This is a genomic window from Streptomyces sp. SP18CS02, assembly GCF_036322365.1.
Lineage (GTDB): Bacteria > Actinomycetota > Actinomycetes > Streptomycetales > Streptomycetaceae > Streptomyces.
Window position 1 is genome coordinate 1 of sequence record NZ_JAQYXC010000300.1, and the last position, 24,803, is coordinate 24,803.

Genomic DNA, 24,803 nt, shown 5'->3' on the forward strand with positions numbered 1-24,803 from the left:
CGTCCTCGCTGTGTATTGCCACCCCGCAAGCGGGATGGACTTTTCAAAGGAACCCTGCCATCCGAAGATGGACGGGGTATCAACTAATCTGGCGTTGATTTTTGGCACGCTGTTGAGTTCTCAAGGAACGGACGCTTCCTTTGTACTCACCCTCTCGGGCTTTCCTCCGGGCGCTTCCCTTCGGTCTTTCGTGTTTCCAGCTTAGCAGATCCGATTTCCGTTTCCGCCACCCGTTGGAGCGGGCTGCCGGGCCGTTCTCCGCTTTCGCGTTTCCCTTTCCGGCGGTTCCGACTCTATCAGATCCTTTCGGGCCTGATTCCCAGTCAGCGGGAGTTGTCTTTGCGGCTGTTGGGCCGTTCCGACGAGTGAGACTTTAGCGAATCCCGCTCCCCGACGCTAATCGGGGTGGCTCTCGTTCGAAGTTCGAACGGGGATTCTGCATTTCACAAAAGCGCACAGAAAACGGGACGACGAGATGTCGTTCGTTCGGTGTGGTTCCTGCGGAATGGCTGTCCGGGGACCGACCGGAGTCGGAGCTCACGTCGGACAACTCGGAGAACACTACGTACGGGCCAAACCCGTGTCAACTCCGGACCGGCTCGCTACTCTGAAGGCATGACAACGCACGCGTGCACCCTTCAGTGGTGGGCCGCCTGACGGCGGCCGCCACACACGCACGCGCTCAACGGCCGCCGCATCGGCGGCCGTTCGTGTTTCTCCCTCCCGGGAGGCCGGCCGCTGGTGGCGGCGGCCTCGACCGGACGATGGGAGAGAACACGCCATGACGCGGATCTTCAGTGGGGTCAAGCCGACGGGACACCTGACGCTGGGCAACTATCTCGGAGCCGTACGGCAGTGGGTCGAGGTGGATCAGTACCGGGCGGAGGCGCTGTTCAGCGTCGTGGACCTGCACGCCCTGACCGTCGAGCACGATCCCGCGCGGGTGCGGCGGCTCAGTCGCCAGGCGGCGACGTTGCTGCTGGCCGCCGGACTCGATCCCGAGCGGTGCACCGTCTTCGTTCAGAGCCATGTGGACGAGCACGCGAGGCTCTCGTACCTGCTGGAGTGCACGGCCACCGACGGGGAGCTGCGGCGCATGATCCAGTACAGGGAGAAGGGGGCGCTCGCGCGGGCGGCCGGGGAGAGTGTGCGGCTGTCGCTGCTGACGTATCCCGTCCTGATGGCGGCGGACATCCTGGCGTACGGGACCGACGAGGTTCCCGTCGGGGACGACCAGGCGCAGCACGTGGAGCTGACCCGGGATCTGGCGGTGCGGTTCAACCAGCGGTACGGGCACACGTTCACCGTGCCGAAGGCGACGCACCCGCGGGTGGCGGCCAGGGTCATGGACCTTCAGGACCCGACGTCGAAGATGGGCAAGTCGCACGAGAGCGGCGCGGGCATCGTCTATCTGCTCGACGAGCCGGACGTGGTGCGGCGGAAGGTGATGCGGGCGGTGACCGACAGCGGGCGGGAGGTCGAGTACGACCGGGCGGCCCGGCCGGGGCTCGCGAATCTGCTCGATGTCCTTGCCGCGTGCCGGGGCGCGGAGCCCGCGGCGCTGGCCGGGGCGTACACGTCGTACGGGGCGCTGAAGAAGGACACGGCCGAGGCGGTCGTGGAGCTGCTGAGGCCCCTTCGGAAGCGGCACGCGGAGCTCGTGGCCGAGCCCGGGCACGTCGACGAGGTGCTGAGGCGGGGCGCCGACCGGGCCAGAGGGATGGCGCGGTCGGTGGTGGACCGGGCCTACCGGGCGATCGGGCTGCTGCCCGCCGGGTGACGGAACGCGGCGCGGTAGTCGCGCGGGCTGGTGGCGAGGCGGGATGCGAAGTGCTGGCGCATGGTCACCTCGCTGCCGAAACCCGCGCGACGGGCCACCTCGGGGAGGGGGTGGTCGGTGCGTTCGAGGAGCTTCTGGGCGGCGGCCAGTCGCTGGGTGATGAGCCAGTGCAGCGGCGTGGTGCCGGTCGTGGCCTGGAAGTGGCGGGCGAAGGAGCGGGCGGACATGCCCGCGCGGGCGGCGAGGGACGCGACGGTGTGCGGCGCGTCGAGGTGGGCCAGGGCGAAGGCGCGTACGGCGGCGAGGGCGTCGTCGTCACGGTCGGCGCGGGGGGTGGGGCGCTCGATGAACTGTGCCTGGGTGCCGGTGCGGAAGGGGGCCGTGACCATCGAGCGGGCGATGGTGGCGGCGGCCTCGGCCCCGTGGGCCAGGCGGACGAGATGGAGGCACAGGTCGATGCCGGCGGCGGTGCCGGCCGCGGTCCAGATGTTGCCGTCGTGCAGGAAGAGCGCGTCGGGTACGACGGTGACCTCGGGGTGGTGCTCGCGCAGGAGGTCCGTGAGGTTCCAGTGGGTGATCGCGCGTCGGCCGTCGAGGAGACCCGCCTGGGCCAGGGTGAAGGCGCCTCCGCACAGGGACGCGATCGGGGTGCCTTGGGTGTGGGCGGTGCGCAGGGCGTCGAGGACGGGCCGCGGGGCGGGGGTGACGTGGTCGTCGAGGCCGGGGACCACGATCAGGTCGGCGGAGCCGAGCCAGTCGAGGGTGCGGTCCGGCGCGAGCGTGAGCCCGCCGCGCATCGCTACGGGGTCGGGCTCGGCCGCGACCCGGCGCAGGTCGAACGCGGGAACACCCCGGTCGGTCCGGTCGACGCCCCACACCTCGGTGATCACCGAGACGTCGAAGGCCCGGATGCCGGGGAAGGCGAGGAGCGCGATGCGTCGGGGTGCGGGCGGGGCCACCTTCATGGCTGGCAGTAAACCATCGATCGCTGACTTCGGTACCTCTGGGACGGCGGGCCGCACGGCGGAAGGATCGTCCTCATGGAGATCAACGAGAACGCGGCACTGCTGGTCATCGACGTACAGAGGGGCTTCGAGGAGGAGGGCTTCTGGGGACCTCGGAACAATCCGGAGGCGGACGCGAACATCGCGGCGCTGATCGACGCGTGGCAGTCGGGCGGCCGGCCGGTCGTCTTCGTACGGCATGACTCGACGTCGCCGCGGTCGCCGCTGCGGACCGGTGAGGAGGGCAACGGCTTCAAGGAGTACGTCGAGGAGCGGCGCGGCAAGGGGGCCGGCGCCGAGCTGCTGGTGACGAAGAGCGTCAACTCGGCGTTCTACGGGTCACCCGATCTTGACGGCTGGCTGCGGGAGGCGGGTGTCGGCCAGCTGGTGGTGGCCGGCATCCAGACCAACATGTGTGCCGAGACGACGGCCCGGATGGGCGGGAACCTGGGGTACGAGGTGTTCTTCGCGCTGGACGCGACGTACACCTTCGATCTGACGGGGCCGTACGGGTGGACGCTGAGCGCCGAAGAGCTGGCGCGGGCCACCGCCGTGACGCTGCACGGCGGTGGGTTCGCGACGGTGGTGCGGACGCGGGAGCTCGTCGCCGCCGCGGCGCCGGCCGTGGGATGAGCGGGCCCCGCCGCGGGCAGCGACCGGTCCGCCGGTGCGGGAGGGAGCGGTGCGGGAGGTCCGCCGGTGCGGGGGGGGAGGCGTCAGCCGTTGCCGGAGGCGAGTTCGCGGCTGCGGTCGCGGGCGGCTTCGAGGGCGGCGATCAGGGCGGCCCGTACGCCGTGGTTCTCCAGCTCCCGGATGGCGCTGATGGTGGTGCCCGCCGGGGAGGTGACCGCCTCGCGGAGCTTGACGGGGTGCTCGCCGCTGTCGCGGAGCATCACCGCGGCGCCGATGGCCGCCTGGACGATCAGGTCGTGGGCCTGGGCGCGCGGCAGGCCGAGCAGGATCCCGGCGTCCGTCATCGCCTCGACCAGGAAGTAGAAGTACGCCGGGCCCGAGCCGGAGAGGGCGGTGGCGGCGTCCTGCTGGGACTCGGGGACGCGCAGGGTCTTGCCGACCCCGCCGAAGATCTCCTCGGCGTGGGCGAGGTGGTCGACGGTGGCGTGGCTGCCCGCCGAGATGACGGACATGCCCTCGTCGACGAGGACCGGGGTGTTGGGCATGACCCGGACGACCGGGGTACCGGCGGTGAGGCGTTCCTCGATGAAGGAGGTCGGGATGCCGGCCGCGGCGCTGATGACCAGACGGTCGGCGGCGACGTGCGGGGCGAGCTCGTCGAGGAGCCTGCCCATGTCCTGGGGCTTCACGGCCAGGATGAGCGTGTCGGCGCGCTTGGCCGCCTCGGCGTTGGTGACGGGATCGACCCCGTAGCGGGCGCGGAGTTCCTCGGCGCGCTCGGCGCGGCGGGCGGTGACCAGCAGGTCCGCGGGCCGCCAGCCGGCACGGATCATGCCGCTGAGCAGGGCTTCGCCGATCTTGCCGGTGCCGAGGACTGCGACTGTCTGGGTCATGGCTCTGTTCACCTCGCCGGTGGGGATTCGTAGCGCCATCCTCGCATCGCGGGGGCGGGCGGGGCGGGGGTGTCCGAGGGTCGGTACGGGGCCCTGCCCGTCGAGCGGGGTGGCGGCAGGCCGAGCGTGGGCGGCGGCCGGTCAGGCGCGGGGCGGTGATCGGTCAGGGGCCGGGCGGTGGCAGGTCAGGCGCGGGGCGGGGCTGGACGGGTTCGGCCACGGTCTCGTCGTCCTGGGCGGCCGGCCACGCGACCGGGCGCTCGGCCGACGGCGTACGACATGGGCGGCGCGCCGGAGATGCCTTCGAGGACCGGCTGCATCCGCCCCCGGACCGTGAACAGCCCGCACAGCAGCAGCTGAGGGAAGATCACGGCCGGCAGGAACCGGACCACCTGGAACTCGGAGGCGGCGAACGCCGGCACGAACAGGCCGAGGAACCGGGCTTCGGCGTCCGGCGACGGTGCCAGGGCGTGGGAGCCGGCGGGTTCCGCAGGAGAGGGCTCAGCGGCGCTTGGGCTTCCGGGCCGCGCGGGCGGTCGGGTTGCCCGAACGGGTGGTGCGGCGCTTCTCGTAGCGGGTCCGGGCCGTCTCGTACTCCGTGCGCAGCAGCTTCTCGCCGGGCGCCTCGACGAGCGAGCGCAGGAAGTACGCGAGCAGGGAGCCGACGAAGCCGATCGCCTTCAGGCTGCGCAGGGCCTCCTCACGCGCGGGGTCGGCGGGCCGGCGGGTGAAGCTCTCCCAGGTCTTGCGGAAGGCGATGGCACCGCAGATCGCGAACATGATGACGACCAGCGCGTTGACGAAGCCGCCCACGGCCGCGATCGACAGGCCCTGGTAGGCGAACCGCAGGACGAAGGCTCCCGCGGCCGCCGCGACGAGCGAGCCGACGGCGACCGCCGCGCGCCGCAGGCCGTAGCCCCCGTCGTGGTCGACCCAGGTCGTACCGAAGAAACGGATCGCCTCGGGCTGCGGCCCGGCGGGGGCGGAAGCGGCGGCGCTGTGGGTGTCGGTCTGGTCGCTCACGGGGTCGATTATCCCCGCGCCCGCCGTGAGCGCCGAAGGGCCGACGTCAGGAGCAGCGCACGGCGACGTACCCGTCGCTGCCGGTGTTCACGTAGGCGTCGGAGACGTACTGACCGTTGGCGATGTTGTCCCAGAGGTTGGTGGTGCCATAGGGGCCGGAGACGCGCTCCCCCGGCTTCTGGCAGTTGATCGGGACCCGCACGCCCAGGGGCAGGACCTTCACCACCTGGTAGTTGGTGCCGGGACCGCTGCGGACGTTCAGCCGCTGCCCGGGGGCGACCGGGTAACGCTTCACCGTGAAAGCCCCGGCCTCCGCCGCTTCCGCCGCTTCCGTCGCCTCCGCCGCTTCCGTCGGCTGCGTCTCTTCCGCCGTCTGTGTCGCTTCTTCGATGGCCATGCCGTGCTCCCCCGTCGACGGCGCGCGTGCCCTGTGCAGGCGCGCCGCGCGCAGGCTAACAAGCCACCACGGCATCGCACGCATCATCGACTAGGCTCCGTGCGTCGCGCTTGCGGACGATCACACGGGGGTGGGCGATGCCGCCGCTGCGCAGTTCCGGACCGGTTCCGGAAGCGGAGCATCCGGAGTACGCGGGGCAGTACCGGCTGGAGGCACGTCTGGGATCGGGCGGCATGGGTGTGGTCCACCTGGCCGCGTCCGGCTCGGGGCTGCGCCTCGCGGTCAAGGTCGTGCATGCCGAGCATGCCGCGGACCCCGAGTTCAGGGCCCGGTTCCGGCAGGAGGTCATGGCCGCGCGCCGGGTCAGCGGCGCCTTCACCGCACCGGTCGTGGACGCCGATCCCGAGGCCGCGCGGCCCTGGATGGCCACCCTGTTCATCGATGGCCCGACCCTCTCGGAGCGGGTGAAGCGGAACGGGCCCCTGGGCTCCGGGGAGCTGCGCCGGGTCGGAGCCGGTCTCGCCGAGGCGCTGCGTGACATCCACCGGGCGGGCGTGGTGCACCGCGACCTGAAGCCGAGCAACGTCCTGCTGGCCGCGGACGGACCCAAGGTCATCGACTTCGGGATCTCGCGGCCGGCCGACAGTGACCTGCGTACCGAGACGGGCAAGCTGATCGGTACGCCGCCGTTCATGGCCCCCGAGCAGTTCCAGCGGCCCCGGGACGTCGGGCCCGCGGCCGACGTGTTCGCGATGGGCGCGGTGCTGGCACACGCGGCGACCGGCCGCGGCCCCTTCGACTCGGACAGCCCGTACATCGTGGCCTACCAGGTCGTGCACAACGAGCCGGACCTGGCGGGCGTGCCGGAGGACCTGGCGCCGCTGCTGAGGCGCTGCCTGGCGAAGGATCCCGCCGAGCGCCCCACGGCGGACGAGCTGATGAACGCGCTGCGCGCACCGGACGGTGAGGCCGCCCCGTTCATACCGGCGCAGCGCCGCGCTCCGACGTCGGCGGAGTGGGCGGACTCGGCGCCGGACTCGGACGCGGCGGAGTGGGCGGACCCGGCGTCGGACGCGGCGTCGGCGCGGGTGTCGGTGGAGTCGCCGGCGGACGCCGCCACGCCCCGGCCCCGGACCCGTCGACGGACCCCGGGGCGCCCGCTGCTCTGGGTCGCCGGGGTCACCGCGCTGGCCGCCGTGGCCGTCGGCGCCGTCCTGGGCGTCAGGGGCGCCGTGGACCCCGGGGCCGGGGACGCCCGCGACGGCCGTCCGGCGGCCGCGAGCCGGGACTTCCGGCCCTGGTCGACCGCGCTGGGCGCCTCGGCCGGCGAGAACCGGACGCCCGTCTGCGCGGTCACCGGCGAGGCGCTGTACTGCACCGCGCCCGGTATCAAGGCGGCCAGTCTGCGGCCCTCGGACGGAAGCAGTGCCTGGTCGGTGCCGGCGGCGGACGCCACCCGCCCGGCCGGTACCACGGGCGAGGCCGGTGAAGGCACCGCGCCGGTGCTCTCGGGCGGGCTGGTCCATGTGGTGGCGCCGGGCGGCACCCGGCTCGAAGCTCTCGCCCCGGACTCCGGCGACACCCGCTGGGGCGTCGACATCTCCTCGTACGCGAAGGTCCTTCACTCCGGTGACGCGGTGCTGCTGGTCGCGGCGGACGGGACGGTCCACTGCCTGGACGGCGCGACCGGCGGGGAACGCTGGACGGAGCGGCCGGGGTCCCGGGACGCCCAGTGGGTGGCGGGCCCCGCGGGCGGGCCGGTCTTCGCGGCGGCCGCCTCGTCCGACGGGAGGTCGACGCTGGTCAGCGCGGTCGACCCGGCGGACGGCTCGACGCTGTGGACCAAGCGGCTGGACGGTGCGCTCAATCCCGTACACGCCTCGGACGGGGCGTTGCTGCTGCTGTCGTCGGACACCGATCTGTACACGGACGCGGTCGTCCGCCTGGACACCGACGACCGCACGGCCCGGCGGATCGCTCTGACCGCCCCGGCCGATCAGGCGCAGGCCGTGGTGTCGGGCGAAACGGTCTATCTGGTCGGTTCCGGCGGCTCGCTGGTCGCGGTGGACACCGGCAGCGCGGGGAGCGCCCACGCGGCCCAGCGCTGGCGGCTGGAGACGGGAGTGACGCGGGTCTCCCGCCCCGTCGTCCAGGGCGGGCACGTCTATCTGACGGCGGCGGACGGGCGACTGCTCGCCGTGGACGCCGAGCGGGGCGTACTGGAGGGGATGACCAAGCCCCGTATGGACGGCGGGCGTTACACCTTCGCGCCGCTGCTGCCCGCGCCGGCGGTCGTGGACGGCACGGTGTACGCGGCGGCGCCCGACGGGTCGGTCTTCGCCGTGGACGCGGGGGCGCCGGACCGCTGGTGAACCCGCGTACCGCGTGGAAAGCCCGTGTACGCGCAGGGCGGGAGGCGCGAGCCGCAGACGCAGGGGTTGTGCGCGCAGGGGCTGTACGCGCCGGGGCTGTGGGCGCCGCCGGCCCGGTGCGCCCACACGGCCGGTGCGCGACGCCGGGTGCGCGACGACCCGGCGCGGTGGTGGTGCACCGCGCCGGGTCGTCGAACGCTTCCGGTCCGGGAGCCGGCCCCCTCGGAGGCCGCCCCCGCCCTCAGCCCAGCTTGCCGACGTCCCGGACCGCGCCCTTGTCCGCGCTCGTCGCCATCGCCGCGTACGCCCGCAGCGCCGCCGACACCTTGCGGTCCCGGGCCTTCGGGGCGTAGGCGCCGTTCAGCGCCTCGCGCCGGGAGGCCAGCTCCTCGTCGGTGACCAGCAGCTCGATCGAGCGGGCGGGGATGTCGATACGGATCCGGTCGCCGTCCTGGACCAGCGCGATCGCGCCGCCCGACGCCGCCTCCGGGGAGGCGTGACCGATCGACAGACCCGACGTACCGCCCGAGAAGCGCCCGTCGGTGATCAGCGCGCAGGTCTTGCCCAGCCCCCGGCCCTTGAGGAACGAGGTCGGGTAGAGCATCTCCTGCATGCCGGGGCCGCCCTTGGGGCCCTCGTAACGGATGACGACCACGTCCCCATGGGTGATCTCCTTGCGCAGGATCTTGTCGACGGCCTCGTCCTGCGACTCGCAGACGACCGCGGGGCCCTCGAAGGTCCAGATCGACTCGTCGACACCGGCGGTCTTGACCACGCAGCCGTCGACGGCCAGGTTGCCGCGCAGCACCGCGAGGCCGCCGTCCTTGGAGTAGGCGTGCTCGGCCGAGCGGATGCAGCCGCCCTCCGCGTCCGTGTCGAGGGAGTCCCAGCGCTCGGACTGCGAGAAGGCCGTCGCGGAGCGGACGCAGCCGGGCGCCGCGTGCCACATCTCGACCGCCTCGGCCGAGGGGGAGCCGCCGCGCACGTCCCAGGTCTTGAGCCAGTCGGCGAGCGAGGGGCTGTGGACCGAGTAGACGTCCTCGTTGAGCAGACCGGCGCGGTGCAGCTCGCCGAGGAGGGCGGGGATGCCGCCGGCCCGGTGCACGTCCTCCATGTAGTACGTGCGGTCCTTGGCGACGTTCGGCGCCACCTTGGCCAGGCAGGGGACGCGGCGCGAGACGGCGTCGATCTCCTCCAGGCCGAAGGGCACGCCCGCCTCCTGGGCGGCGGCGAGCAGGTGCAGGATCGTGTTGGTCGAGCCGCCCATGGCGATGTCGAGGGCCATGGCGTTCTCGAAGGCCGCGAGGCTCGCGACGTTGCGCGGCAGGACCGACTCGTCGCCCTGCCCGTAGTAGCGCTCGGTGATCTCGACGACGGTGCGGGCGGCGCTCTCGTACAGCGCCTTGCGGGCGGTGTGGGTGGCCAGCACCGAACCGTTGCCGGGGAGGGACAGGCCGATGGCCTCGGTCAGGCAGTTCATCGAGTTGGCGGTGAACATGCCGGAACAGGAGCCGCAGGTCGGACAGGCGTTCTCCTCGATACGGAGGATGTCCTCGTCCGAGATCTTGTCGTTGACGGCGTCGGAGATCGCGTCGACCAGGTCGAGCGTCCGGACGGTGCCGTCGACCAGCGTGGCCTTGCCGGCCTCCATCGGGCCGCCGGAGACGAAGACCGTCGGGATGTTGAGGCGCAGGGCGGCCATCAGCATGCCCGGGGTGATCTTGTCGCAGTTGGAGATGCAGATCAGCGCGTCGGCGCAGTGCGCCTCGACCATGTACTCGACGGAGTCGGCGATCAGGTCGCGGGAGGGCAGCGAGTACAGCATGCCGCCGTGGCCCATGGCGATGCCGTCGTCGACGGCGATCGTGTTGAACTCCCGCGGGACCGCGCCCGCCGCCTTGATGGCCTCACTGACGATCCGGCCGACCGGCGCCAGGTGGGTGTGGCCGGGCACGAACTCGGTGAAGCTGTTGGCCACGGCGATGATCGGCTTGCCGATGTCCTCGCTCGCTACACCGGAGGCGCGCATAAGGGCGCGTGCGCCCGCCATGTTGCGACCGTGGGTGACTGTGCGGGACCTCAGCTCGGGCATCGTCGCTCGCTCCTTAACAGAGATATGACTGCTTCGAGCGTACGCCCCGGATCCAAGATCCGGACAGCGTGTCCGCATGGCGGGACGGTCGGCTCACTCTCCGGATGGCCGGACGGAGGGCACGGGGCGGTCCGGCGGATGCGCCGGGAGCCTTCCTGGGCGGCAGCCGGGCCCCGGCCGGGCGGCCCCGCCGGCCGGCGTCACTTCTCGGTCGGGTACCGCTGGAGCGTCGGGGCCACCATGGCGACGATCGCCTCCGGTCCGCCGAGGCCATCGGCTCGGCCCTGACGACGTGGCGCGGGATCGCGATCCCGATCATGTGCGAAGCCGCCGGTTCCGCCCGGAACCTCGGATCCGGTAGGTCGGGATCGGCGGCCACCCGCTCCGGCGGCCGCCGCGGCACGAAGCCGTGCGGCACCCTCGCCGCCGCCCCGTGGGTCAGCACCGAGCGGATGACCGCCAGCAGCGGGGCGCGGGGCGCCGGGTCCTCCCGGACGGCGACGACGTAGCGGGCGAGCCGTTCCCCGGACCCCTTCCGGCCCTTCGCCCAGCACCGCCGGGATGATCAGCACGGGCTCGAAGGAGACCTCGATGGCCGCGGCGAAGACCTGGCGCCGGGGCCCTCGTCCGAGGCCGGCGCCCTGGGCCGTCCCCGGCCCCTGCGCGGCTCGGTCATGGGATGCGCGCCGCCGAGGCCAGGTGCAGCCGGGTGAAGGCCAGCGCCTCCGCCAGATCCGCCTCGCGCTCGGCCGCCGACATCGCGCGCCGCGTGTTGACCTCGATGACCACGTGCCCGTCGAAGCCCGACCTGGCCAGGTGCTCCAGCAGCTCCGCGCAGGGCTGGGTGCCGCGCCCCGGGACCAGGTGCTCGTCCTTCGCCGAGCCCCGCCCGTCGGCGAGGTGGACGTGGCCGAGCCGGTCGCCCATGCGGCCCACCATGTCCAGGGCCTCGGTGCGGGCGGTCGCCGTGTGCGAGAGGTCGATCGTGTAGTGGCGGTAGTCGTCCTTGGTGACGTCCCACTCGGGGGCGTACGCGAGCATCTCGCGGTCCTTGTACCGCCACGGGTACATGTTCTCGACGGCGAAGCGCACATCCGTCTCGTCGGCCATCCGCCAGATGCCGCTGACGAAGTCCCGCGCGTACTGGCGCTGCCAGCGGAAGGGCGGGTGGACCACGACGGTGGAGGCGCCGAGCTTCTCGGCCGCCGACCGGGCGCGCTGCAGCTTCACCCACGGGTCGGTGGACCAGACCCGCTGGGTGATCAGCAGACAGGGGGCGTGCACGGCGAGGACGGGGACCTGGTGGTAGTCGGAGAGGCGGCGCAGGGCCTCGATGTCCTGACTGACCGGGTCGGTCCAGACCATGACCTCGACACCGTCGTAGCCCAGGCGCGCGGCGACCTCGAAGGCCGTCGCGGTCGACTCCGGATACACCGAGGCTGTCGACAGGGCGACCTTCGCATCCGGGATGCGCACCACTGGTTCTGCCACGAGGGACAGAGTACGGGCACCCTCCGGGGCGCCCCTAGTCGGCGGGGAGGTGGTCCAGCCGTCGCAGGATGACGCCCTCGCGCAGCGCCCAGGGGCAGATCTCCAGCTCGGCGACGCCGAACAGGTCCATCGCCCCCTCCGCGACCAGCGCTCCTGCCAGCAACTGGGCCGCCCGGCCCTCGGACACACCGGGGAGGCGGCTGCGCTCCTCGGTGGTCATGGTGGTGAGCCGGGGAACCCACTCCTCCAGTGATTTACGACTCAGTCCGCGCGCCGCGTAGGGGCCTTCACCGGAACCGGGCGCGCCCGCTATCCGGGCCAGCTGCTTGAACGTCTTGGACGTGGCGACGACGTGGTCCGGCGCGCCGAACCGGACGAACTCGCCCACCGTGCGGGCGATCTCCGCCCGCACATGGCGGCGCAGCGCCTTCACGTCGGCGGGGTCCGGCGGGTCGCCGGGCAGCCAGCCGGCGGTCAGCCGCCCGGCCCCGAGCGGCAGGGAGACGGCCGCGTCGGGCTCCTCGTTCATCCCGTAGGCGACCTCCAGTGAGCCGCCGCCGATGTCCAGCAGCAGCAGTCTCCCGGCGGACCAGCCGAACCAGCGGCGGGCGGCGAGGAAGGTGAGACGGGCCTCCTCGGGGCCGGGGAGGACCCGCAGGTCGATGCCGGTCTCGTCCTTGACCCGCGCCAGGACGAGATCGGCGTTGCTCGCGTCGCGGACGGCCGAGGTCGCGAACGGCAGGACCTCCTCGCACCCCTTGTCCTCGGCGGTGCGCAGCACGTCGCCGATGATGGTGATGAGCCGCCTGACACCGGCCTCCCCTATGGCCCCGTCCGCTTCGAGGAGTTCGGCCAGGCGCAGTTCCGCCTTGTGGGAATGGGCGGGCAGGGGGCGGGCGCCGGGGTGCGCGTCGACCACCAGCAGGTGCACCGTGTTCGAACCGACGTCGAGGACTCCGAGTCTCATGAACCGAACGCTACTGTGCCCGGCGCATACGCTGGATGTGTGCCAAAGACCAAGAAGGCGAAGCCGGCTCCGGCCAAGGCCGCCAAGAAGCGCGACAAGACTCTCGTAGCGGACGAAAAGGGTCTGGACTTCGCGCGGGCATGGGTGGAGTTCCCGGACCCGGCCGACGACGAACAGGTCTTCCGCTGCGACCTGACGTGGCTGACGTCGCGTTGGAGCTGCATCTTCGGCAGCGGCTGCCAGGGCATCCAGGCGGGACGCGCGGCCGACGGCTGCTGCACGCTGGGCGCGCACTTCTCCGACGAGGACGACGAGAAGCGCGTCGCGTCGCACGTGGCCCGTCTCACACCGGAGCTGTGGCAGTTCCACGACGTGGGCACGGAGAGCGGCTGGGTCCAGGTCGACGAGGACGGTGAGCGCCAGACCCGGCGCTGGGAGGGGTCCTGCATCTTCCAGAACCGTCCCGGCTTCGCGGGCGGCGCCGGCTGCTCGCTGCACATCCTGGCCCTGCGGGAGGGCAAGGAGCCCCTGGAGACGAAGCCGGACGTGTGCTGGCAGCTCCCGGTGCGCCGGACGTACGAGTGGATCGACCGCCCCGACGACACCCGGGTGCTCCAGGTGTCGATCGGTGAGTACGACCGGCGGGGCTGGGGCTCGGGCGGCCACGATCTGCACTGGTGGTGCACGTCGGCGACCTCGGCGCACGGCGCGGGCGAACCGGTGTACGTGACGTACCGCCCCGAGCTGACGGAGCTCATGGGCAAGGAGGCGTACGACGTCCTGGTCGAGCTGTGCGAGGCCCGCCTGGCCTCACAGCTGCCGCTGGTGGCGCCGCACCCGGCCGACCCGACGCCGCCGCCGTCCGGGCAGGGACCGACGGGCTGACGGGCTGACGGGCCGACGGGCCGACGGGCCGACGGCTGCACCCCCGCCGATCCCGTGTTCGCCCGTCCGCCCGCCGGGCTCCGGGCCGTGTCCCGGGGCGTCAGGGTGTGGGCTCGGACGCCGGGGGGTCGGTCGCCGGCGGCGGTTCCTGACCGGGGTCCTGGCCGGGGTCGGGGTCCTGGGACGACGGCGGCGGGGTCGTCGGGCCGGCCGGCGGCGGGGTCGGTGCCGTCGGGTCCGGGTCCTGGGACGACGGCGGGGCCGTCGGGCCGGCCGGGTCCGGATCGTGGGACGCGGGCGGCCGGCTCGCGCCCCGTCCGTCGAGCTCCACCACGGCGCCGGCCGGATCGATTCCCACGCGCGCGCTCCAGGGCCCTTCCGGTTCGCGGGTGTGGTCCACGGACACGTACACCGTCACCATCTGGCCGGGCTCCAGCGTTCCGGACGAGCGGTTCGCGTAGAGCCAGGGCGCGTCGGTCCACAGGGACCAGTCCACCGGCGAGCTGCCCGACGCCGTGAGGGTGATCATCGTCGCCCCGCCGGACGGCTGGGCCGTGACCGTGATGCGGCCGGGTCCTGTCCGTCCGGGGCCGGGGGGCGCGGCGCCACCGGCGCTGACGACCTCCACGGAGACGCCGGGGCCGGCCGCGCGAGGGACCGCGGCGAAGTTGTCGCGGGCGCTGCCCGCGTTCTCGTAGTGCTCCCCCGGCCGCCGGTCCCCGCCGTCCGCCGCGTCCGGCTCGCTCGCGATGACGGCCGAACCCGCCTCCCCCGTCAGGGGCGCGCCCCGGTACGCCGCCCAGAGGGCGAGCACGGGCGCCGCGACCACGGCGGCCACCACGGTCGTGGTCACCGCGCGGGCGCGCAGCCGGTCCCGGCGCGCCGCGTGGTCCTTCGGGTCCATGGGGAAGCCGTCGCGCCCGAACCGCGGGCCGCTCGCCCGGCCGCGCGGGCCGTGGCCCATCGCCATGAGGGTCTCGGCCCTGGGCGCGGCGACCAGGGGCAGCTTCGCGGGGGTGACGGAGGAGCCCGGCCAGGGCCCGCCCGCCCCCACCCGCTCGGCGGCCCGGCGACAGCGCGGGCAGTCGTCGACGTGCCGGACGAGCTCACGGCGCAGGGTCGCGGAGAGCAGCACCTGGTGGTCGCCGGTGAGCCGGGCGACGGCCGGGCAGTTGCCGGCCTCCACGACGGCGAGCGCGGCGCGGGTGCGCTCCACCTCGCAGGCCGCGGCGGACAGCAGCTCCCGCGTCGCGAGGGCGTCCATGCCGAGGACCGAGGCGACCTCGCGGGGGGCGAGCTCGTGCCGTACGGCCAGCTCCAGCGCCTCGCGCTGCTCGGGGGTGGTGCCCGCCGCCTCCGGCCACGCGAGCAGGGACAGTTCGCGGCGCCGGTGCCCGGCGAGCTCCTCGGGGACACGCGGGGTCTCCTCCACGGCCGGCGGGCGGCCGGTGTGCGCCCCCGGCCGGCCGCGCCGCCGGGCGGCGAGCTCGCGCAGGCAGGCCCAGCGGGCGAGCGCGTACAGCCACGCCTTGCGCTCCGCCTCGCCGGCGGGACACCGGCCGAACTGGCGCTCCGAGACGGCCAGCGCGTCACCGAGGGCGGCGGTGGCCGCGTCGTGGTCGCACAGCACGGAGAGGCAGTACGTGAACAAACCGTCCAGATACGGCTCGTACCGGGCGGGCGGGCGATGCGCCAGCGTCCGGGGCCCGGTCCGCGGTGCGCGGTGGTGCGCCCGGTGTGCGCCGGTCGTGTGCGTCGGGGGCTCCAGCCTGCTGCTTGTCACCCGGCGACGGTAGGCAGGAGACGGCACCCCCTTCACACCCCTTCTGCACATTTAATCCTTACGGGTGAACGTATCCCTCGAAAGGGGACAGGAAGCTCACCTTTCGCACGAACGGAAGCACTGCTTCCGCGTGAGGGGGAGGGCCCGCTTCCGTTCGAAGAGTTCGAAGAGAGGGACTGCTGCCGTGCGGAGGGAGGGGATGCTTCCGTGCGAGGGACGGGCCGTGGACGGGCCGTGGACGCGTTGTCAGTGGGGGCCGCTACGGTTCTGGGCATGGCTGCCCGTACGAAATCCGCGAAGGACCGACCGTCCTACCGCTGCACCGAATGCGGCTGGACGACCGCCAAGTGGCTCGGCCGCTGCCCCGAGTGCCAGGCCTGGGGGACGGTCGAGGAGTACGGCGCGCCGGCCGTCCGCACCACCGCGGCGGGACGCGTCTCCACCGCGGCCGTTCCCATCGGGCAGGTCGACGGCCGGCAGGCCACCGCCCGCAGCACCGGTGTCGACGAGCTGGACCGGGTCCTGGGCGGCGGGCTCGTGCCGGGCGCGGTCGTCCTGCTCGCGGGCGAGCCGGGCGTGGGCAAGTCCACGCTGCTGCTGGACGTCGCGGCGAAGGCGGCCAGCGACGAGCACCGGACGCTCTACATCACGGGTGAGGAGTCGGCGAGCCAGGTCAGGTTGCGGGCGGACCGCATCAAGGCGCTCAGCGATCACCTCTATCTGGCCGCCGAGACCGACCTGTCCGCCGTGCTGGGGCACCTGGACGCGGTGAAGCCGTCGCTGCTGATCCTCGACTCGGTGCAGACCGTGGCGTCCCCGGAGATCGACGGTGCGCCCGGCGGCATGGCCCAGGTCCGGGAGGTGGCCGGAGCGCTGATCCGCGCCTCCAAGGAGCGCGGCATGTCCACGCTCCTGGTCGGCCATGTCACCAAGGACGGCGCGATCGCGGGCCCGCGCCTGCTGGAGCACCTGGTCGACGTCGTCCTCAGCTTCGAGGGCGACCGGCACGCGAGGCTGCGGCTGGTGCGGGGCGTCAAGAACCGCTACGGGGCCACCGACGAGGTCGGCTGCTTCGAGCTGCACGACGAGGGGATCACGGGCCTGGCGGACCCGAGCGGCCTCTTCCTCACCCGGCGCGACGCCCCCGTCCCCGGCACCTGTCTGACGGTCACCCTCGAAGGCCGCCGTCCGCTGGTCGCCGAGGTCCAGGCACTCACGGTCGACTCGCAGATCCCCTCGCCCCGGCGCACCACCTCCGGACTGGAGACGTCCCGGGTCTCGATGATGCTGGCCGTGCTGGAGCAGCGCGGCCGGATCAGCGCGCTCGGCAAGCGGGACATCTACAGCGCGACGGTGGGCGGCGTGAAGCTCTCCGAGCCGGCCGCCGACCTGGCGATCGCGCTGGCGCTGGCCTCCGCGGCGAGCGACACCCCGCTCCCGAAGAACCTGGTCGCCATCGGCGAGGTGGGCCTGGCGGGCGAGGTGCGCCGGGTCACGGGCGTGCAGCGACGCCTGGCGGAGGCGCACCGGCTGGGCTTCACCCACGCCCTGGTTCCGGGCGACCCGGGCAAGATCCCGGCCGGCATGAAGGTCACGGAGGTGGCCGACATGGGGGACGCCCTGCGCGTCCTTCCCCGCGGCCGCCGCACCCCTCCGGCCGAGGAGCCCGCGGGGTCGTCCCGGCCGTGACGCCTCCCGGCCCTGGCCGGGGTCGCTAGACTTTGCCCTGGTCTCGCCCATCCGTACGAGCCGGAGGAGTGCAGTGGCAGCCAACGACCGGGCAGCACCCGGAAAGTCCGGCGGAGGCTCCGGCAACGAAGCGTTGATGCGCGCGTCCCTGAGCGCGGTCGCGCCCGGCACGTCCCTGCGTGACGGGCTGGAGCGCATCCTCCGCGGCAACACCGGTGGTCTCATCGTCCTCGGTATGGACAAAACGGTCGAATCGATGTGCACCGGCGGGTTCGTGCTGGACGTGGAGTTCACCGCGACCCGGCTCCGTGAGCTGTGCAAGCTCGACGGTGCGCTCATCCTCGACAAGGACATCACCAAGATCCTCCGGGCGGGCGTCCAGCTGGTCCCGGACGCGTCCATCCCGACCGAGGAGACCGGCACCCGCCACCGCACCGCGGACCGGGTCTCCAAGCAGTGCGGCTTCCCCGTGGTCTCCGTGTCCCAGTCGATGCGGCTGATCGCGCTGTACGTCGACGGGGAGCGCCGCGTCCTGGAGGAGTCGGCGGCGATCCTGTCCCGCGCGAACCAGGCGCTGGCGACCCTGGAGCGGTACAAGCTCCGTCTCGACGAGGTGGCCGGCACGCTCTCCGCGCTGGAGATCGAGGACCTGGTGACGGTCCGGGACGTCACGGCGGTCGCCCAGCGGCTGGAGATGGTCCGCCGGATCGCCACCGAGATCGCCGAGTACGTCGTCGAGCTCGGCACCGACGGCCGGCTGCTCACCCTCCAGCTCGACGAGCTGATCGCGGGCGTCGAACCGGAGCGGGAGCTGGTGATCCGGGACTACGTACCGGAGCCGTCCTCGCCCAGGGCCGCTCCGGGGCGGGGGCCCCAGCGCGGCCGCACGGTCGCCGAGGCACTGACCGAGCTGGACGCGCTCACCCACCCCGAGCTGCTGGAACTGTCGACCGTGGCACGGGCCTTGGGCTACAGCGGATCGCCCGAGACCCTCGATTCGGCGGTCTCACCGCGCGGTTACCGGCTGCTGGCCAAGGTGCCCCGGCTGCCCGGGGCGATCATCGAACGGCTCGTGGAGCACTTCGGCGGGCTGCAGAAGCTGCTCGCGGCGAGCGTCGACGACCTCCAGACGGTCGACGGCGTCGGCGAGGCGCGGGCCCGCAGCGTCCGCGAGGGCCTGTCACGGCTGGCGGAGTCGTCGATCCTCGAACGGTACGTCTGACGTCGAGGGCCTTCCATGGCCGGGGCGGGGCCGGTCGCGCCGGAGCGGACCGGGCGGCGGGCCGCCTCCGGTTCCGCCCCGGCGTTCCTGCGGCCCTCTCCGGGCGCAGCGCCCCGGGCCGGAACGCGTGCCTGACGACGGGCCCCTGGGGGGCCGTCCTCAGTCCTTGGTCAGCGCGAACGACGCGGGCATGACCTTCGCGCCCGGCACCGTGGCCTCCACCAGGTAGGTACCGGCGCCCACGGCCGCCGCGGGCGGGGTCGCGCACTGCGGGGCGCTGCGGCGGCGGTCCCAGTCGACGGTGTGCGTGACGGTGCCGCCCGCGGGGACCCGCAGCAGCAGCGGTCCGCCGGCGCCCCCGCGCGGGCAGTCCTTGGAGGACCAGACGTCGTCGTCCTCGTCGTCACTGATCGTCAGGACCGCGTTCCGGGGCCCGAAGTCGGCCTTGCAGGTGGTGGACGAGGTGTTCCTGGCGACCAGCCGGAAGCGCGGCTTCTCACCCGGCGCGTAGGAGACCTTCTCGCTGCGCAGCGTCAATTGGAGCACTCCCGGGGCGCAGTTGGGCAGCGGCGAATCGACGGGCACCTGCTGCGCGGAGCCCGCGCCGCCGCCCGTACCGCCCGTGCCGCCCGTGCCGCCGGCCGTCGTGGTGTCGCCGTTCTTGCCGCCGTCCGCGCCCGCGTCCGCGCCGCTCCCGCCTCCGGTGCCGCCGGTGCCGCCGGTGCCGGTGTCCCCCGACTCGTCGCGTCCGCCCGGCTGTTCACTGATGGCGGGCCCCGACCCGTCGGGTCCAGGGGTGATGGAGGGCGCGGGGGAAGCGCCGTTGGCGCCGTCGTTGCCCTTCTTCCCGTCGCCGTCACCGAAGCCGACGAACCACACGGTCAACAACGCGAGCAGCGCGATCAGGCTCGCCGCGACTGCCCTCCGTCGCCAGTAGATGGAGGAGGGAAGCGGCCCGACCGGATTGCGCAGAGATCCCACGCTCAAACTCTACGAGAGATCGGCGCCAACTCCCGCCCCACCCGCCGCCCCTGCACCAAGTTTTGCCGATGATCACATCCTGAGAGGTGTTCCGGGTGTTCCGCACCCCGACTTTCGTCGGGGGCGGCCATGGACGATGGCGCCGAGTGACCGCCGGGCGGCGCCAGGTACCGTCCGTAGCCATGAGCCAGGACCTCTATAGAGACATCACCGACTTCGCCCACGACACCCCGGGCTGGCTGCAGCTCCTCGCCGAGCTCTGGACCGAGGCCGGGCTGCTCCTCTTCGGGGTGCTGTTCCTCGTCGCCTGGTGGCGTACGCGCCCCGGCGCCTCGCGGGCCGTGGCGGTTGCCGTGCTCGCACCCCTCGGCACCGCCTTCGGCTACGTCGTCAGCGAGCTGCTGAAGTCGGTGGTGGACGAGGAGCGCCCCTGCCGCGCGGTCACGGGCGCCGCCCCCTCGCTGGTGCAGTGCCCCCCGTACGGCGACTGGTCCTTCCCGAGCAACCACTCCGCCATCGCGGGCGCCGCGGCGATCGCGCTCGTGCTGGCCTGGCGCGGCATCGGCTGGCTGACGGTGCCGATGGCGCTGCTGATGGCGTTCTCCCGGGTCTTCGTCGGCGTGCACTACCCGCACGACGTGGCGACGGGCCTGGTCCTCGGCGCGCTGATGGCGATCCTCTTCGTACGGCTGCTGACCGGGCCGACCGGAGCGCTGGTGGAGACCATGCGGACGAGCAGGTCGGGTCTCGCGAAGTGGCTGGCCGGGCCGGGGCCCGCCGTGCCCCGGCCCTCGCGCCGCCGGGAGCCGATGCACCGCCGGGTCTGAGTAACGTGTCAGGATCGGGGGTGCCATGACTGCTACCGACACCCCCGCTCCCCGCGATCCCGCGTCCGACCCCCATGACGGGCTCCACACGCCCGTCCTCGCGTGGTTCGAGCAGAACGCCCGCGACCTGCCCTGGCGCCGCCCCGAGGCGGACGCCTGGGCCGTGATGGTCAGCGAGTTCATGCTCCAGCAGACCCCCGTCGTGCGGGTGCTGCCCGTGTACGAACAGTGGCTGGCCCGCTGGCCCCGCCCCGCCGACCTGGCCGACGACGCCCCCGGCGAGGCCGTCCGCGCCTGGGGCCGGCTCGGTTACCCGCGCCGCGCGCTGCGGCTGCACGGGGCGGCCGTCGCGATAACGGAGCGGCACGGCGGTGACGTACCCCGCGACCACGCGCAGCTCCTCGCCCTGCCCGGCGTCGGCGAGTACACGGCCGCCGCGGTGGCCTCCTTCGCGTACGGGCAGCGGCACGCCGTCCTGGACACCAACGTCCGCCGGGTGTTCGCCCGGTCGGTGACGGGGGTGCGGTACCCGCCGAACGCCACCACCGCCGCCGAGCGCAGGCTGGCCCGCACCCTGCTGCCCGAGGACGAGTCGACCGCGGCCCGCTGGGCGGCGGCGTCCATGGAGCTCGGCGCCCTGGTGTGCACGGCGAAGAACGAGGACTGCTCCCGTTGCCCGATCGCCGCCCGGTGCGCCTGGCGGCTGGCCGGCAAGCCCGCCCATGACGGCCCGCCGCGGCGCGGCCAGACCTATGCCGGCACCGACCGCCAGGTGCGCGGCAAGCTCCTGGCCGTACTGCGCGAGGCGGTCGCCCCGGTCTCCCAGGCCGCGCTGGACGCGGTGTGGGACGAGCCGGTCCAGCGGGCCCGCGCGCTGGACGGGCTGGTCGCCGACGGACTGGTCGAACCCCTCGACGGAGGTCTGTACCGGCTCCCGCTCGGCTGACGACGCCTCTGTTACACCATCGCTGTTACACAACCGATGGCCAGCCGTGCGCCCTCCGAGGGCTGCCTCGGACAACCCCGTGACACGAGCTCCGTAGCGTCTCGTGACGTAGGGCAGGCGGTGCTGAGGGAGCACCGCGACCACGGGGAACAAACGGGGATCGGGAGGCGGTTCGGGATGTCGCACGGCGAGGTGCTCGAATTCGAGGAGTACGTACGCACTCGGCAGGACGCGCTGCTGCGCAGCGCCCGACGCCTCGTCCCTGACCCGGTCGACGCGCAGGACCTGCTCCAGACCGCGCTGGCCCGTACCTACGGGCGCTGGGACGGCATCGCGGACAAGGCGCTCGCCGACGCGTACCTGCGCCGTGTGATGATCAATACGCGTACGGAGTGGTGGCGCGCCCGCAAGCTGGAGGAAGTGCCCACCGAGCAGCTGCCCGACGCGAGCGTCGACGACGCCACCGAGCAGCACGCCGACCGCGCCCTGCTCATGGACATCCTGAAGGTGCTGGCTCCCAAGCAGCGCAGCGTCGTCGTCCTGCGGCACTGGGAGCAGATGAGCACCGAGGAGACCGCGGCCGCGCTGGGCATGTCGACCGGTACGGTGAAGAGCACGCTTCACCGGGCGCTCGCCCGTCTCCGTCAGGAGCTGGAGAGCCGAGCCGTCGACGACGCCCGTGCCCGGGAGCGTACGGAACGTATGGTCGGACGCAGTCACGAACGGGGGCGGGAGCGGTGCGCGGCCTGAGTGCCAGACGCGACAGCGGTATTCCCAGCAGCGGGCCATCCCGCAGCGCTTCTTCCAGCAGTACTTCTTCCCGCGGTGCCTCTTCCCGCAACGCCGTTTCGGGCGACGGGGGCAGCGGCACCAGCGGCGGGAGCGGGATCCGGGCGGTGAGCAGGGCCATGGCCGCGCTCACCGCCTTCGGGCTGCTCACGGCCGGCTGCTCCACCGGCGGCACCGGCACCCGTGACGAGGGCGCGGCCCGCACGGACCAGGGCACCCCGTCGACGGCGCCGACCCCGGCGTCGACCTCCTCGCCGATGGCGAAGGTCGACGCGGTCCAGCTGATCAAGAGCGATCCCAAGGTCAGCGATCAGGTCAAGGACGACCTCAAGCCGTGTGTGGCGGACGCCTTCCCTGTGGACACCTCCTACGGCAACCTGACCGGCACCGGTACGCCGGACGTCGTGGTGAACGTGCTGACCTGTGGTGACGCCGTCGGCATCGGCACGTACGTGTACCGGGTCGAGGACGAGAAGTACCGGAACGTCTTCGCGGTCGAGGAGCCGGCCGTCTACTCCACGATCGACCGGGGCGACCTCGTCGTCACCCGGCAGGTGTACGCGAAGGGCGACCCGGTCGCGTACCCGTCCGGCGAGGACGTGCTCACCTACCGGTGGCAGGGGAGCAAGTTCACCGAACACGACCGGGTGCACAACGACTTCAGCAAAGCGGTCGGCGACGGAGGAATCGATCCCGCCGAGCCGACCGCGCCGAGCGAGAACTGAGAGCGCGGGATGGCCGAGACCCATGTCCTGTTCGTGGAGGACGACGACGTCATCCGTGAGGCGACGCAGCTGGCGCTGGAGCGCGACGGCTTCGCGGTGACCGCGATGCCGGACGGGCTGTCCGGTCTGGAGGCGTTCCGCGAGCGGCAGCCGGACATCGCGCTGCTGGACGTGATGCTGCCCGGCATGGACGGCGTGAGCCTGTGCCGCCGGATCCGCGACGAGTCCACCGTGCCCGTGATCATGCTCTCGGCGCGTGCCGACTCGATCGACGTGGTGCTCGGCCTGGAGGCCGGCGCGGACGACTACGTCACCAAGCCGTTCGACGGCTCGGTACTGGTCGCCCGGATCCGTGCCGTGCTGCGCCGCTTCGGCCACGCGGGCCGCCCGGCGGGCGGTGCGGACGCCGGGCCGGCCGGGCAGGACGAGCGCGGGCTGCTGGTCTTCGGCGACCTGGAGGTCGACACCGAGGGCATGGAGGTCCGCAAGGGCGGCGCCCCGGTGGCGCTGACGCCCACCGAGATGCGGCTGCTGCTGGAGTTCTCCTCGGCGCCCGGGACGGTACTCTCACGCGACAAGCTGCTGGAGCGCGTCTGGGACTACGGCTGGGGCGGCGACACCCGGGTGGTGGACGTCCACGTCCAGCGGCTGCGCACCAAGATCGGCCAGGACCGGATCGAAACGGTCCGCGGCTTCGGCTACAAGCTCAAGGCATGAAGCGGTACACAGAACAGGACCCCGCCGCATGAAGCGGTTCGCACTGCGCACCGGCGTCCGCTGGAAGATCTCGATCGCCATCGCCGGCGTGGGCGCCCTCATCGCGGTCGCGCTGAGCCTGGTCGTGCACAACGCCGCCCGGGTCTCGATGCTGGACAACGCCCGCGAGGTGCAGATGGAGCGCCTGCTCTTCGCACAGCGGATGTACGAGTCGTCGAAGCCGAAGGAGCCGAAGTTCGGCACCAAGCTCAACGACCCCGCGCTGCCCCGCCAGCTCGACGCGCTGATGCAGGAGAAGCGGCGGGGGACCTTCGTGCAGGAGCACCCCGACGGCGCGCCGGACGTGTGGGCGGCCGTGCCGCTCGGCAACGGCGATGTGCTCTCGCTGCACACCCGCTTCGCCGACCGCAGCGCGACGATCATGAAGGACCTGGACCAGGCGCTGGTCGTCGGCTCGGTGTCGGTGGTCTTCGGAGGATGCGCGCTGGGGGTGCTGATCGGCGGGCAGCTGTCCCGCCGGCTGCGCAAGGCGGCCACCGCGGCCGGGAAGGTCGCGCAGGGCAACACCGAGGTGCGGGTCAGGGACGCCATCGGCGGTGTCGTACGCGACGAGACCGATGAGCTCGCCCGTGCCGTGGACGCCCTGACCGACGCGCTGAACGAGCGCATCGAGGCGGAGCGGCGCGTCACCGCGGACATCGCGCACGAGCTGCGCACCCCCGTCACCGGTCTGCTCACCGCGGCCGAGCTGCTGCCGCCGGGCCGCCCCACCGAGCTGGTGCAGGACCGTGCACGGGCGATGCGCACACTGGTCGAGGACGTGCTGGAGGTCGCCCGGCTGGACAGCGCCTCGGAACGGGCCGAGCTCCAGGAGCTCGCGCTGGGCGAGTTCGTCAGCCGCCGCGTCGCCGTGATGAACCCGGACGCGGTGGTCAGGGTGGTGCACGAGTCGTGGGTGAACACCGATCCGCGGCGCCTGGAGCGGATTCTCGGCAACCTGCTGGCCAACGCCGCGAAGCACGGCCGGCCGACGGTCGAGGTCACCGTCGAGGGCCGGGTCCTGCGGGTGCGCGACCACGGTCCGGGCTTCCCCGAGGTGCTGCTGCGCGAGGGACCGAGCCGCTTCCGCACGGGTGCGAGCGACCGGGCCGGACATGGTCACGGGCTGGGCCTGACGATCGCGGCGGGCCAGGCACGGGTCCTGGGCGCGCGGCTGACCTTCCGCAACGCGGCCCCGGAGGGCACCGCGCCCGGCACGGGCGGGGCGATCGCGGTGCTGTGGCTGCCGGAACACGCGCCGACGGCCACGGGCAGTTTCCCGATCCTCCAGCTGCCCGACGGGCCCTGACGCGCCAGGAGTGTGCGCCCGGGGCGGCGCGGTCCGGGTGGGCCTCTCCGGGCACGGCCCGGGCTCCTCCGGGACCCGCGCGCCCGGGCTCCTGGACCGGCTCCGGTCTGCTCGGGCCTGTGCGGGCCCCTTCCGGGCGGCCCCCGTCGCCGCCCCCGGCCGGCACGGCGACGGCCCCCCGCGCGGGTGGGCGCGGGGGGCCGTCGGCCGGTCGGGCGGGGCCGGGTGAGCGGCCCGTC

General features: G+C 73.2%; 21 protein-coding genes and 2 pseudogenes. 12 read left to right on the plus strand and 11 right to left on the minus strand.

The annotated features are described in order from the left end of the window. Positions 1 to 781: 781 nt before the first annotated feature. Positions 782 to 1,780, plus strand: a complete 999-nt coding sequence (gene trpS, locus PUR26_RS30130; RefSeq protein ID WP_329877244.1) for a tryptophan--tRNA ligase — start codon at positions 782 to 784, stop codon at positions 1,778 to 1,780. Here trpS and PUR26_RS30135 read toward each other — a convergent pair. Continuing rightward, on the minus strand, positions 1,747 to 2,745 hold the full coding sequence (locus PUR26_RS30135) for a GlxA family transcriptional regulator (RefSeq protein ID WP_329877246.1): 999 nt from the start codon (positions 2,743 to 2,745) through the stop codon (positions 1,747 to 1,749). The genes trpS and PUR26_RS30135 overlap by 34 nt on opposite strands. Positions 2,746 to 2,820: 75 nt before the next feature. Here PUR26_RS30135 and PUR26_RS30140 point away from each other — a divergent pair, with 75 nt between their 5' ends. After that, positions 2,821 to 3,417 (plus strand): cysteine hydrolase family protein, encoded by a 597-nt coding sequence (locus tag PUR26_RS30140; protein ID WP_329877248.1) that lies wholly within the window; start codon positions 2,821 to 2,823, stop codon positions 3,415 to 3,417. Between the two features lie 83 nt (positions 3,418 to 3,500). On the opposite strand, the gene proC is transcribed toward PUR26_RS30140, so the two are convergent. The 4 genes and pseudogenes from proC to PUR26_RS30160 form a co-directional block, all read right to left on the minus strand. After that, a complete protein-coding gene (gene proC / locus PUR26_RS30145; protein ID WP_329877250.1) occupies positions 3,501 to 4,310 on the minus strand; it encodes a pyrroline-5-carboxylate reductase in 810 nt (269 codons plus the stop codon). Positions 4,311 to 4,576: 266 nt separating this feature from the next. After that, positions 4,577 to 4,744: pseudogene (locus tag PUR26_RS30150) on the minus strand (ABC transporter permease); the annotation flags it as partial. A gap of 67 nt (positions 4,745 to 4,811) precedes the next feature. Beyond that, a complete protein-coding gene (locus PUR26_RS30155) occupies positions 4,812 to 5,333 on the minus strand; it encodes a hypothetical protein (protein ID WP_329877252.1) in 522 nt (173 codons plus the stop codon). A 46-nt stretch (positions 5,334 to 5,379) separates the two neighbouring features. After that, positions 5,380 to 5,730 (minus strand): peptidase, encoded by a 351-nt coding sequence (locus tag PUR26_RS30160; protein WP_329877254.1) that lies wholly within the window; start codon positions 5,728 to 5,730, stop codon positions 5,380 to 5,382. Positions 5,731 to 5,867: 137 nt separating this feature from the next. Here PUR26_RS30160 and PUR26_RS30165 point away from each other — a divergent pair, with 137 nt between their 5' ends. Further along, positions 5,868 to 8,102, plus strand: coding sequence for a protein kinase domain-containing protein (locus PUR26_RS30165; RefSeq protein ID WP_443077221.1), 2,235 nt, complete (start codon positions 5,868 to 5,870; stop codon positions 8,100 to 8,102). A gap of 241 nt (positions 8,103 to 8,343) precedes the next feature. Here the strand turns inward: PUR26_RS30165 and ilvD are convergent, their stop codons facing one another. The 4 genes and pseudogenes from ilvD to PUR26_RS30185 form a co-directional block, all read right to left on the minus strand. Next, the gene (ilvD, locus tag PUR26_RS30170; RefSeq protein ID WP_329877258.1) at positions 8,344 to 10,194 is read right to left on the minus strand and encodes a dihydroxy-acid dehydratase; all 1,851 of its coding nucleotides are present in this window, start codon (positions 10,192 to 10,194) and stop codon (positions 8,344 to 8,346) included. Between the two features lie 200 nt (positions 10,195 to 10,394). Next, positions 10,395 to 10,928, minus strand: a pseudogene (locus PUR26_RS30175) (TetR/AcrR family transcriptional regulator). Beyond that, positions 10,867 to 11,685 carry a sugar phosphate isomerase/epimerase family protein gene (locus PUR26_RS30180; RefSeq protein ID WP_329877260.1) on the minus strand — a complete coding sequence of 273 codons (819 nt, stop codon included), beginning with the start codon at positions 11,683 to 11,685 and terminating at the stop codon, positions 10,867 to 10,869. The pseudogene PUR26_RS30175 and the gene PUR26_RS30180 overlap by 62 nt, the downstream one beginning before the upstream one ends. 34 nt (positions 11,686 to 11,719) lie before the next feature. Continuing rightward, positions 11,720 to 12,652: a Ppx/GppA phosphatase family protein gene (locus tag PUR26_RS30185; RefSeq protein ID WP_329877262.1), complete on the minus strand. Its 933-nt coding sequence runs from the start codon at positions 12,650 to 12,652 to the stop codon at positions 11,720 to 11,722. Positions 12,653 to 12,691: 39 nt separating this feature from the next. Here PUR26_RS30185 and PUR26_RS30190 point away from each other — a divergent pair, with 39 nt between their 5' ends. After that, on the plus strand, positions 12,692 to 13,537 hold the full coding sequence (locus PUR26_RS30190; RefSeq protein WP_443077217.1) for a hypothetical protein: 846 nt from the start codon (positions 12,692 to 12,694) through the stop codon (positions 13,535 to 13,537). 100 nt (positions 13,538 to 13,637) lie between these two features. On the opposite strand, the gene PUR26_RS30195 is transcribed toward PUR26_RS30190, so the two are convergent. Then, complete coding sequence (locus PUR26_RS30195; RefSeq protein WP_443077218.1) at positions 13,638 to 15,320, minus strand: BACON domain-containing protein; 1,683 nt, start codon at positions 15,318 to 15,320, stop codon at positions 13,638 to 13,640. Between the two features lie 273 nt (positions 15,321 to 15,593). On the opposite strand from PUR26_RS30195, the gene radA reads away from it, so the two are divergent. Continuing rightward, positions 15,594 to 17,009, plus strand: coding sequence for a DNA repair protein RadA (gene radA / locus PUR26_RS30200; protein WP_329877266.1), 1,416 nt, complete (start codon positions 15,594 to 15,596; stop codon positions 17,007 to 17,009). A gap of 73 nt (positions 17,010 to 17,082) precedes the next feature. Next, the gene (gene disA, locus PUR26_RS30205) at positions 17,083 to 18,231 is read left to right on the plus strand and encodes a DNA integrity scanning diadenylate cyclase DisA (protein ID WP_329877268.1); all 1,149 of its coding nucleotides are present in this window, start codon (positions 17,083 to 17,085) and stop codon (positions 18,229 to 18,231) included. A 159-nt stretch (positions 18,232 to 18,390) separates the two neighbouring features. Here the strand turns inward: disA and PUR26_RS30210 are convergent, their stop codons facing one another. Then, on the minus strand, positions 18,391 to 19,212 hold the full coding sequence (locus PUR26_RS30210) for a hypothetical protein (RefSeq protein WP_329877270.1): 822 nt from the start codon (positions 19,210 to 19,212) through the stop codon (positions 18,391 to 18,393). Between the two features lie 182 nt (positions 19,213 to 19,394). On the opposite strand from PUR26_RS30210, the gene PUR26_RS30215 reads away from it, so the two are divergent. The 6 genes from PUR26_RS30215 (at position 19,395) to cseC (ending at position 24,564) form a co-directional block, all read left to right on the plus strand. Further along, on the plus strand, positions 19,395 to 20,039 hold the full coding sequence (locus tag PUR26_RS30215) for a phosphatase PAP2 family protein (protein ID WP_329877272.1): 645 nt from the start codon (positions 19,395 to 19,397) through the stop codon (positions 20,037 to 20,039). A 25-nt stretch (positions 20,040 to 20,064) separates the two neighbouring features. After that, positions 20,065 to 20,985 (plus strand): A/G-specific adenine glycosylase, encoded by a 921-nt coding sequence (locus PUR26_RS30220; protein ID WP_329877274.1) that lies wholly within the window; start codon positions 20,065 to 20,067, stop codon positions 20,983 to 20,985. A 177-nt stretch (positions 20,986 to 21,162) separates the two neighbouring features. Then, positions 21,163 to 21,735, plus strand: a complete 573-nt coding sequence (locus PUR26_RS30225) for a SigE family RNA polymerase sigma factor (protein ID WP_329877276.1) — start codon at positions 21,163 to 21,165, stop codon at positions 21,733 to 21,735. Between the two features lie 158 nt (positions 21,736 to 21,893). Beyond that, a complete protein-coding gene (locus PUR26_RS30230) occupies positions 21,894 to 22,499 on the plus strand; it encodes a hypothetical protein (RefSeq protein WP_329877391.1) in 606 nt (201 codons plus the stop codon). Between the two features lie 9 nt (positions 22,500 to 22,508). Beyond that, positions 22,509 to 23,216 carry a two-component system response regulator CseB gene (gene cseB, locus PUR26_RS30235; RefSeq protein ID WP_329877278.1) on the plus strand — a complete coding sequence of 236 codons (708 nt, stop codon included), beginning with the start codon at positions 22,509 to 22,511 and terminating at the stop codon, positions 23,214 to 23,216. Between the two features lie 28 nt (positions 23,217 to 23,244). After that, on the plus strand, positions 23,245 to 24,564 hold the full coding sequence (cseC, locus tag PUR26_RS30240) for a two-component system sensor histidine kinase CseC (protein WP_329877280.1): 1,320 nt from the start codon (positions 23,245 to 23,247) through the stop codon (positions 24,562 to 24,564). The last annotated feature ends 239 nt before the right edge of the window (positions 24,565 to 24,803 follow it).

What these genes read in the sequence shown, in the direction of transcription:
- trpS (WP_329877244.1), top strand. Translation starts at nt 782, where the DNA reads ATGACGCGGATCTTCAGTGGGGTCAAGCCGACGGGACACCTGACGCTG.
- PUR26_RS30135 (WP_329877246.1), bottom strand. Translation starts at nt 2,745, where the DNA reads ATGAAGGTGGCCCCGCCCGCACCCCGACGCATCGCGCTCCTCGCCTTC.
- PUR26_RS30140 (WP_329877248.1), top strand. Translation starts at nt 2,821, where the DNA reads ATGGAGATCAACGAGAACGCGGCACTGCTGGTCATCGACGTACAGAGG.
- proC (WP_329877250.1), bottom strand. Translation starts at nt 4,310, where the DNA reads ATGACCCAGACAGTCGCAGTCCTCGGCACCGGCAAGATCGGCGAAGCC.
- PUR26_RS30160 (WP_329877254.1), bottom strand. Translation starts at nt 5,730, where the DNA reads ATGGCCATCGAAGAAGCGACACAGACGGCGGAAGAGACGCAGCCGACG.
- PUR26_RS30165 (WP_443077221.1), top strand. Translation starts at nt 5,868, where the DNA reads ATGCCGCCGCTGCGCAGTTCCGGACCGGTTCCGGAAGCGGAGCATCCG.
- ilvD (WP_329877258.1), bottom strand. Translation starts at nt 10,194, where the DNA reads ATGCCCGAGCTGAGGTCCCGCACAGTCACCCACGGTCGCAACATGGCG.
- PUR26_RS30185 (WP_329877262.1), bottom strand. Translation starts at nt 12,652, where the DNA reads ATGAGACTCGGAGTCCTCGACGTCGGTTCGAACACGGTGCACCTGCTG.
- radA (WP_329877266.1), top strand. Translation starts at nt 15,594, where the DNA reads ATGGCTGCCCGTACGAAATCCGCGAAGGACCGACCGTCCTACCGCTGC.
- PUR26_RS30215 (WP_329877272.1), top strand. Translation starts at nt 19,395, where the DNA reads ATGAGCCAGGACCTCTATAGAGACATCACCGACTTCGCCCACGACACC.
- PUR26_RS30220 (WP_329877274.1), top strand. Translation starts at nt 20,065, where the DNA reads ATGACTGCTACCGACACCCCCGCTCCCCGCGATCCCGCGTCCGACCCC.
- PUR26_RS30225 (WP_329877276.1), top strand. Translation starts at nt 21,163, where the DNA reads ATGTCGCACGGCGAGGTGCTCGAATTCGAGGAGTACGTACGCACTCGG.
- PUR26_RS30230 (WP_329877391.1), top strand. Translation starts at nt 21,894, where the DNA reads ATGGCCGCGCTCACCGCCTTCGGGCTGCTCACGGCCGGCTGCTCCACC.
- cseB (WP_329877278.1), top strand. Translation starts at nt 22,509, where the DNA reads ATGGCCGAGACCCATGTCCTGTTCGTGGAGGACGACGACGTCATCCGT.
- cseC (WP_329877280.1), top strand. Translation starts at nt 23,245, where the DNA reads ATGAAGCGGTTCGCACTGCGCACCGGCGTCCGCTGGAAGATCTCGATC.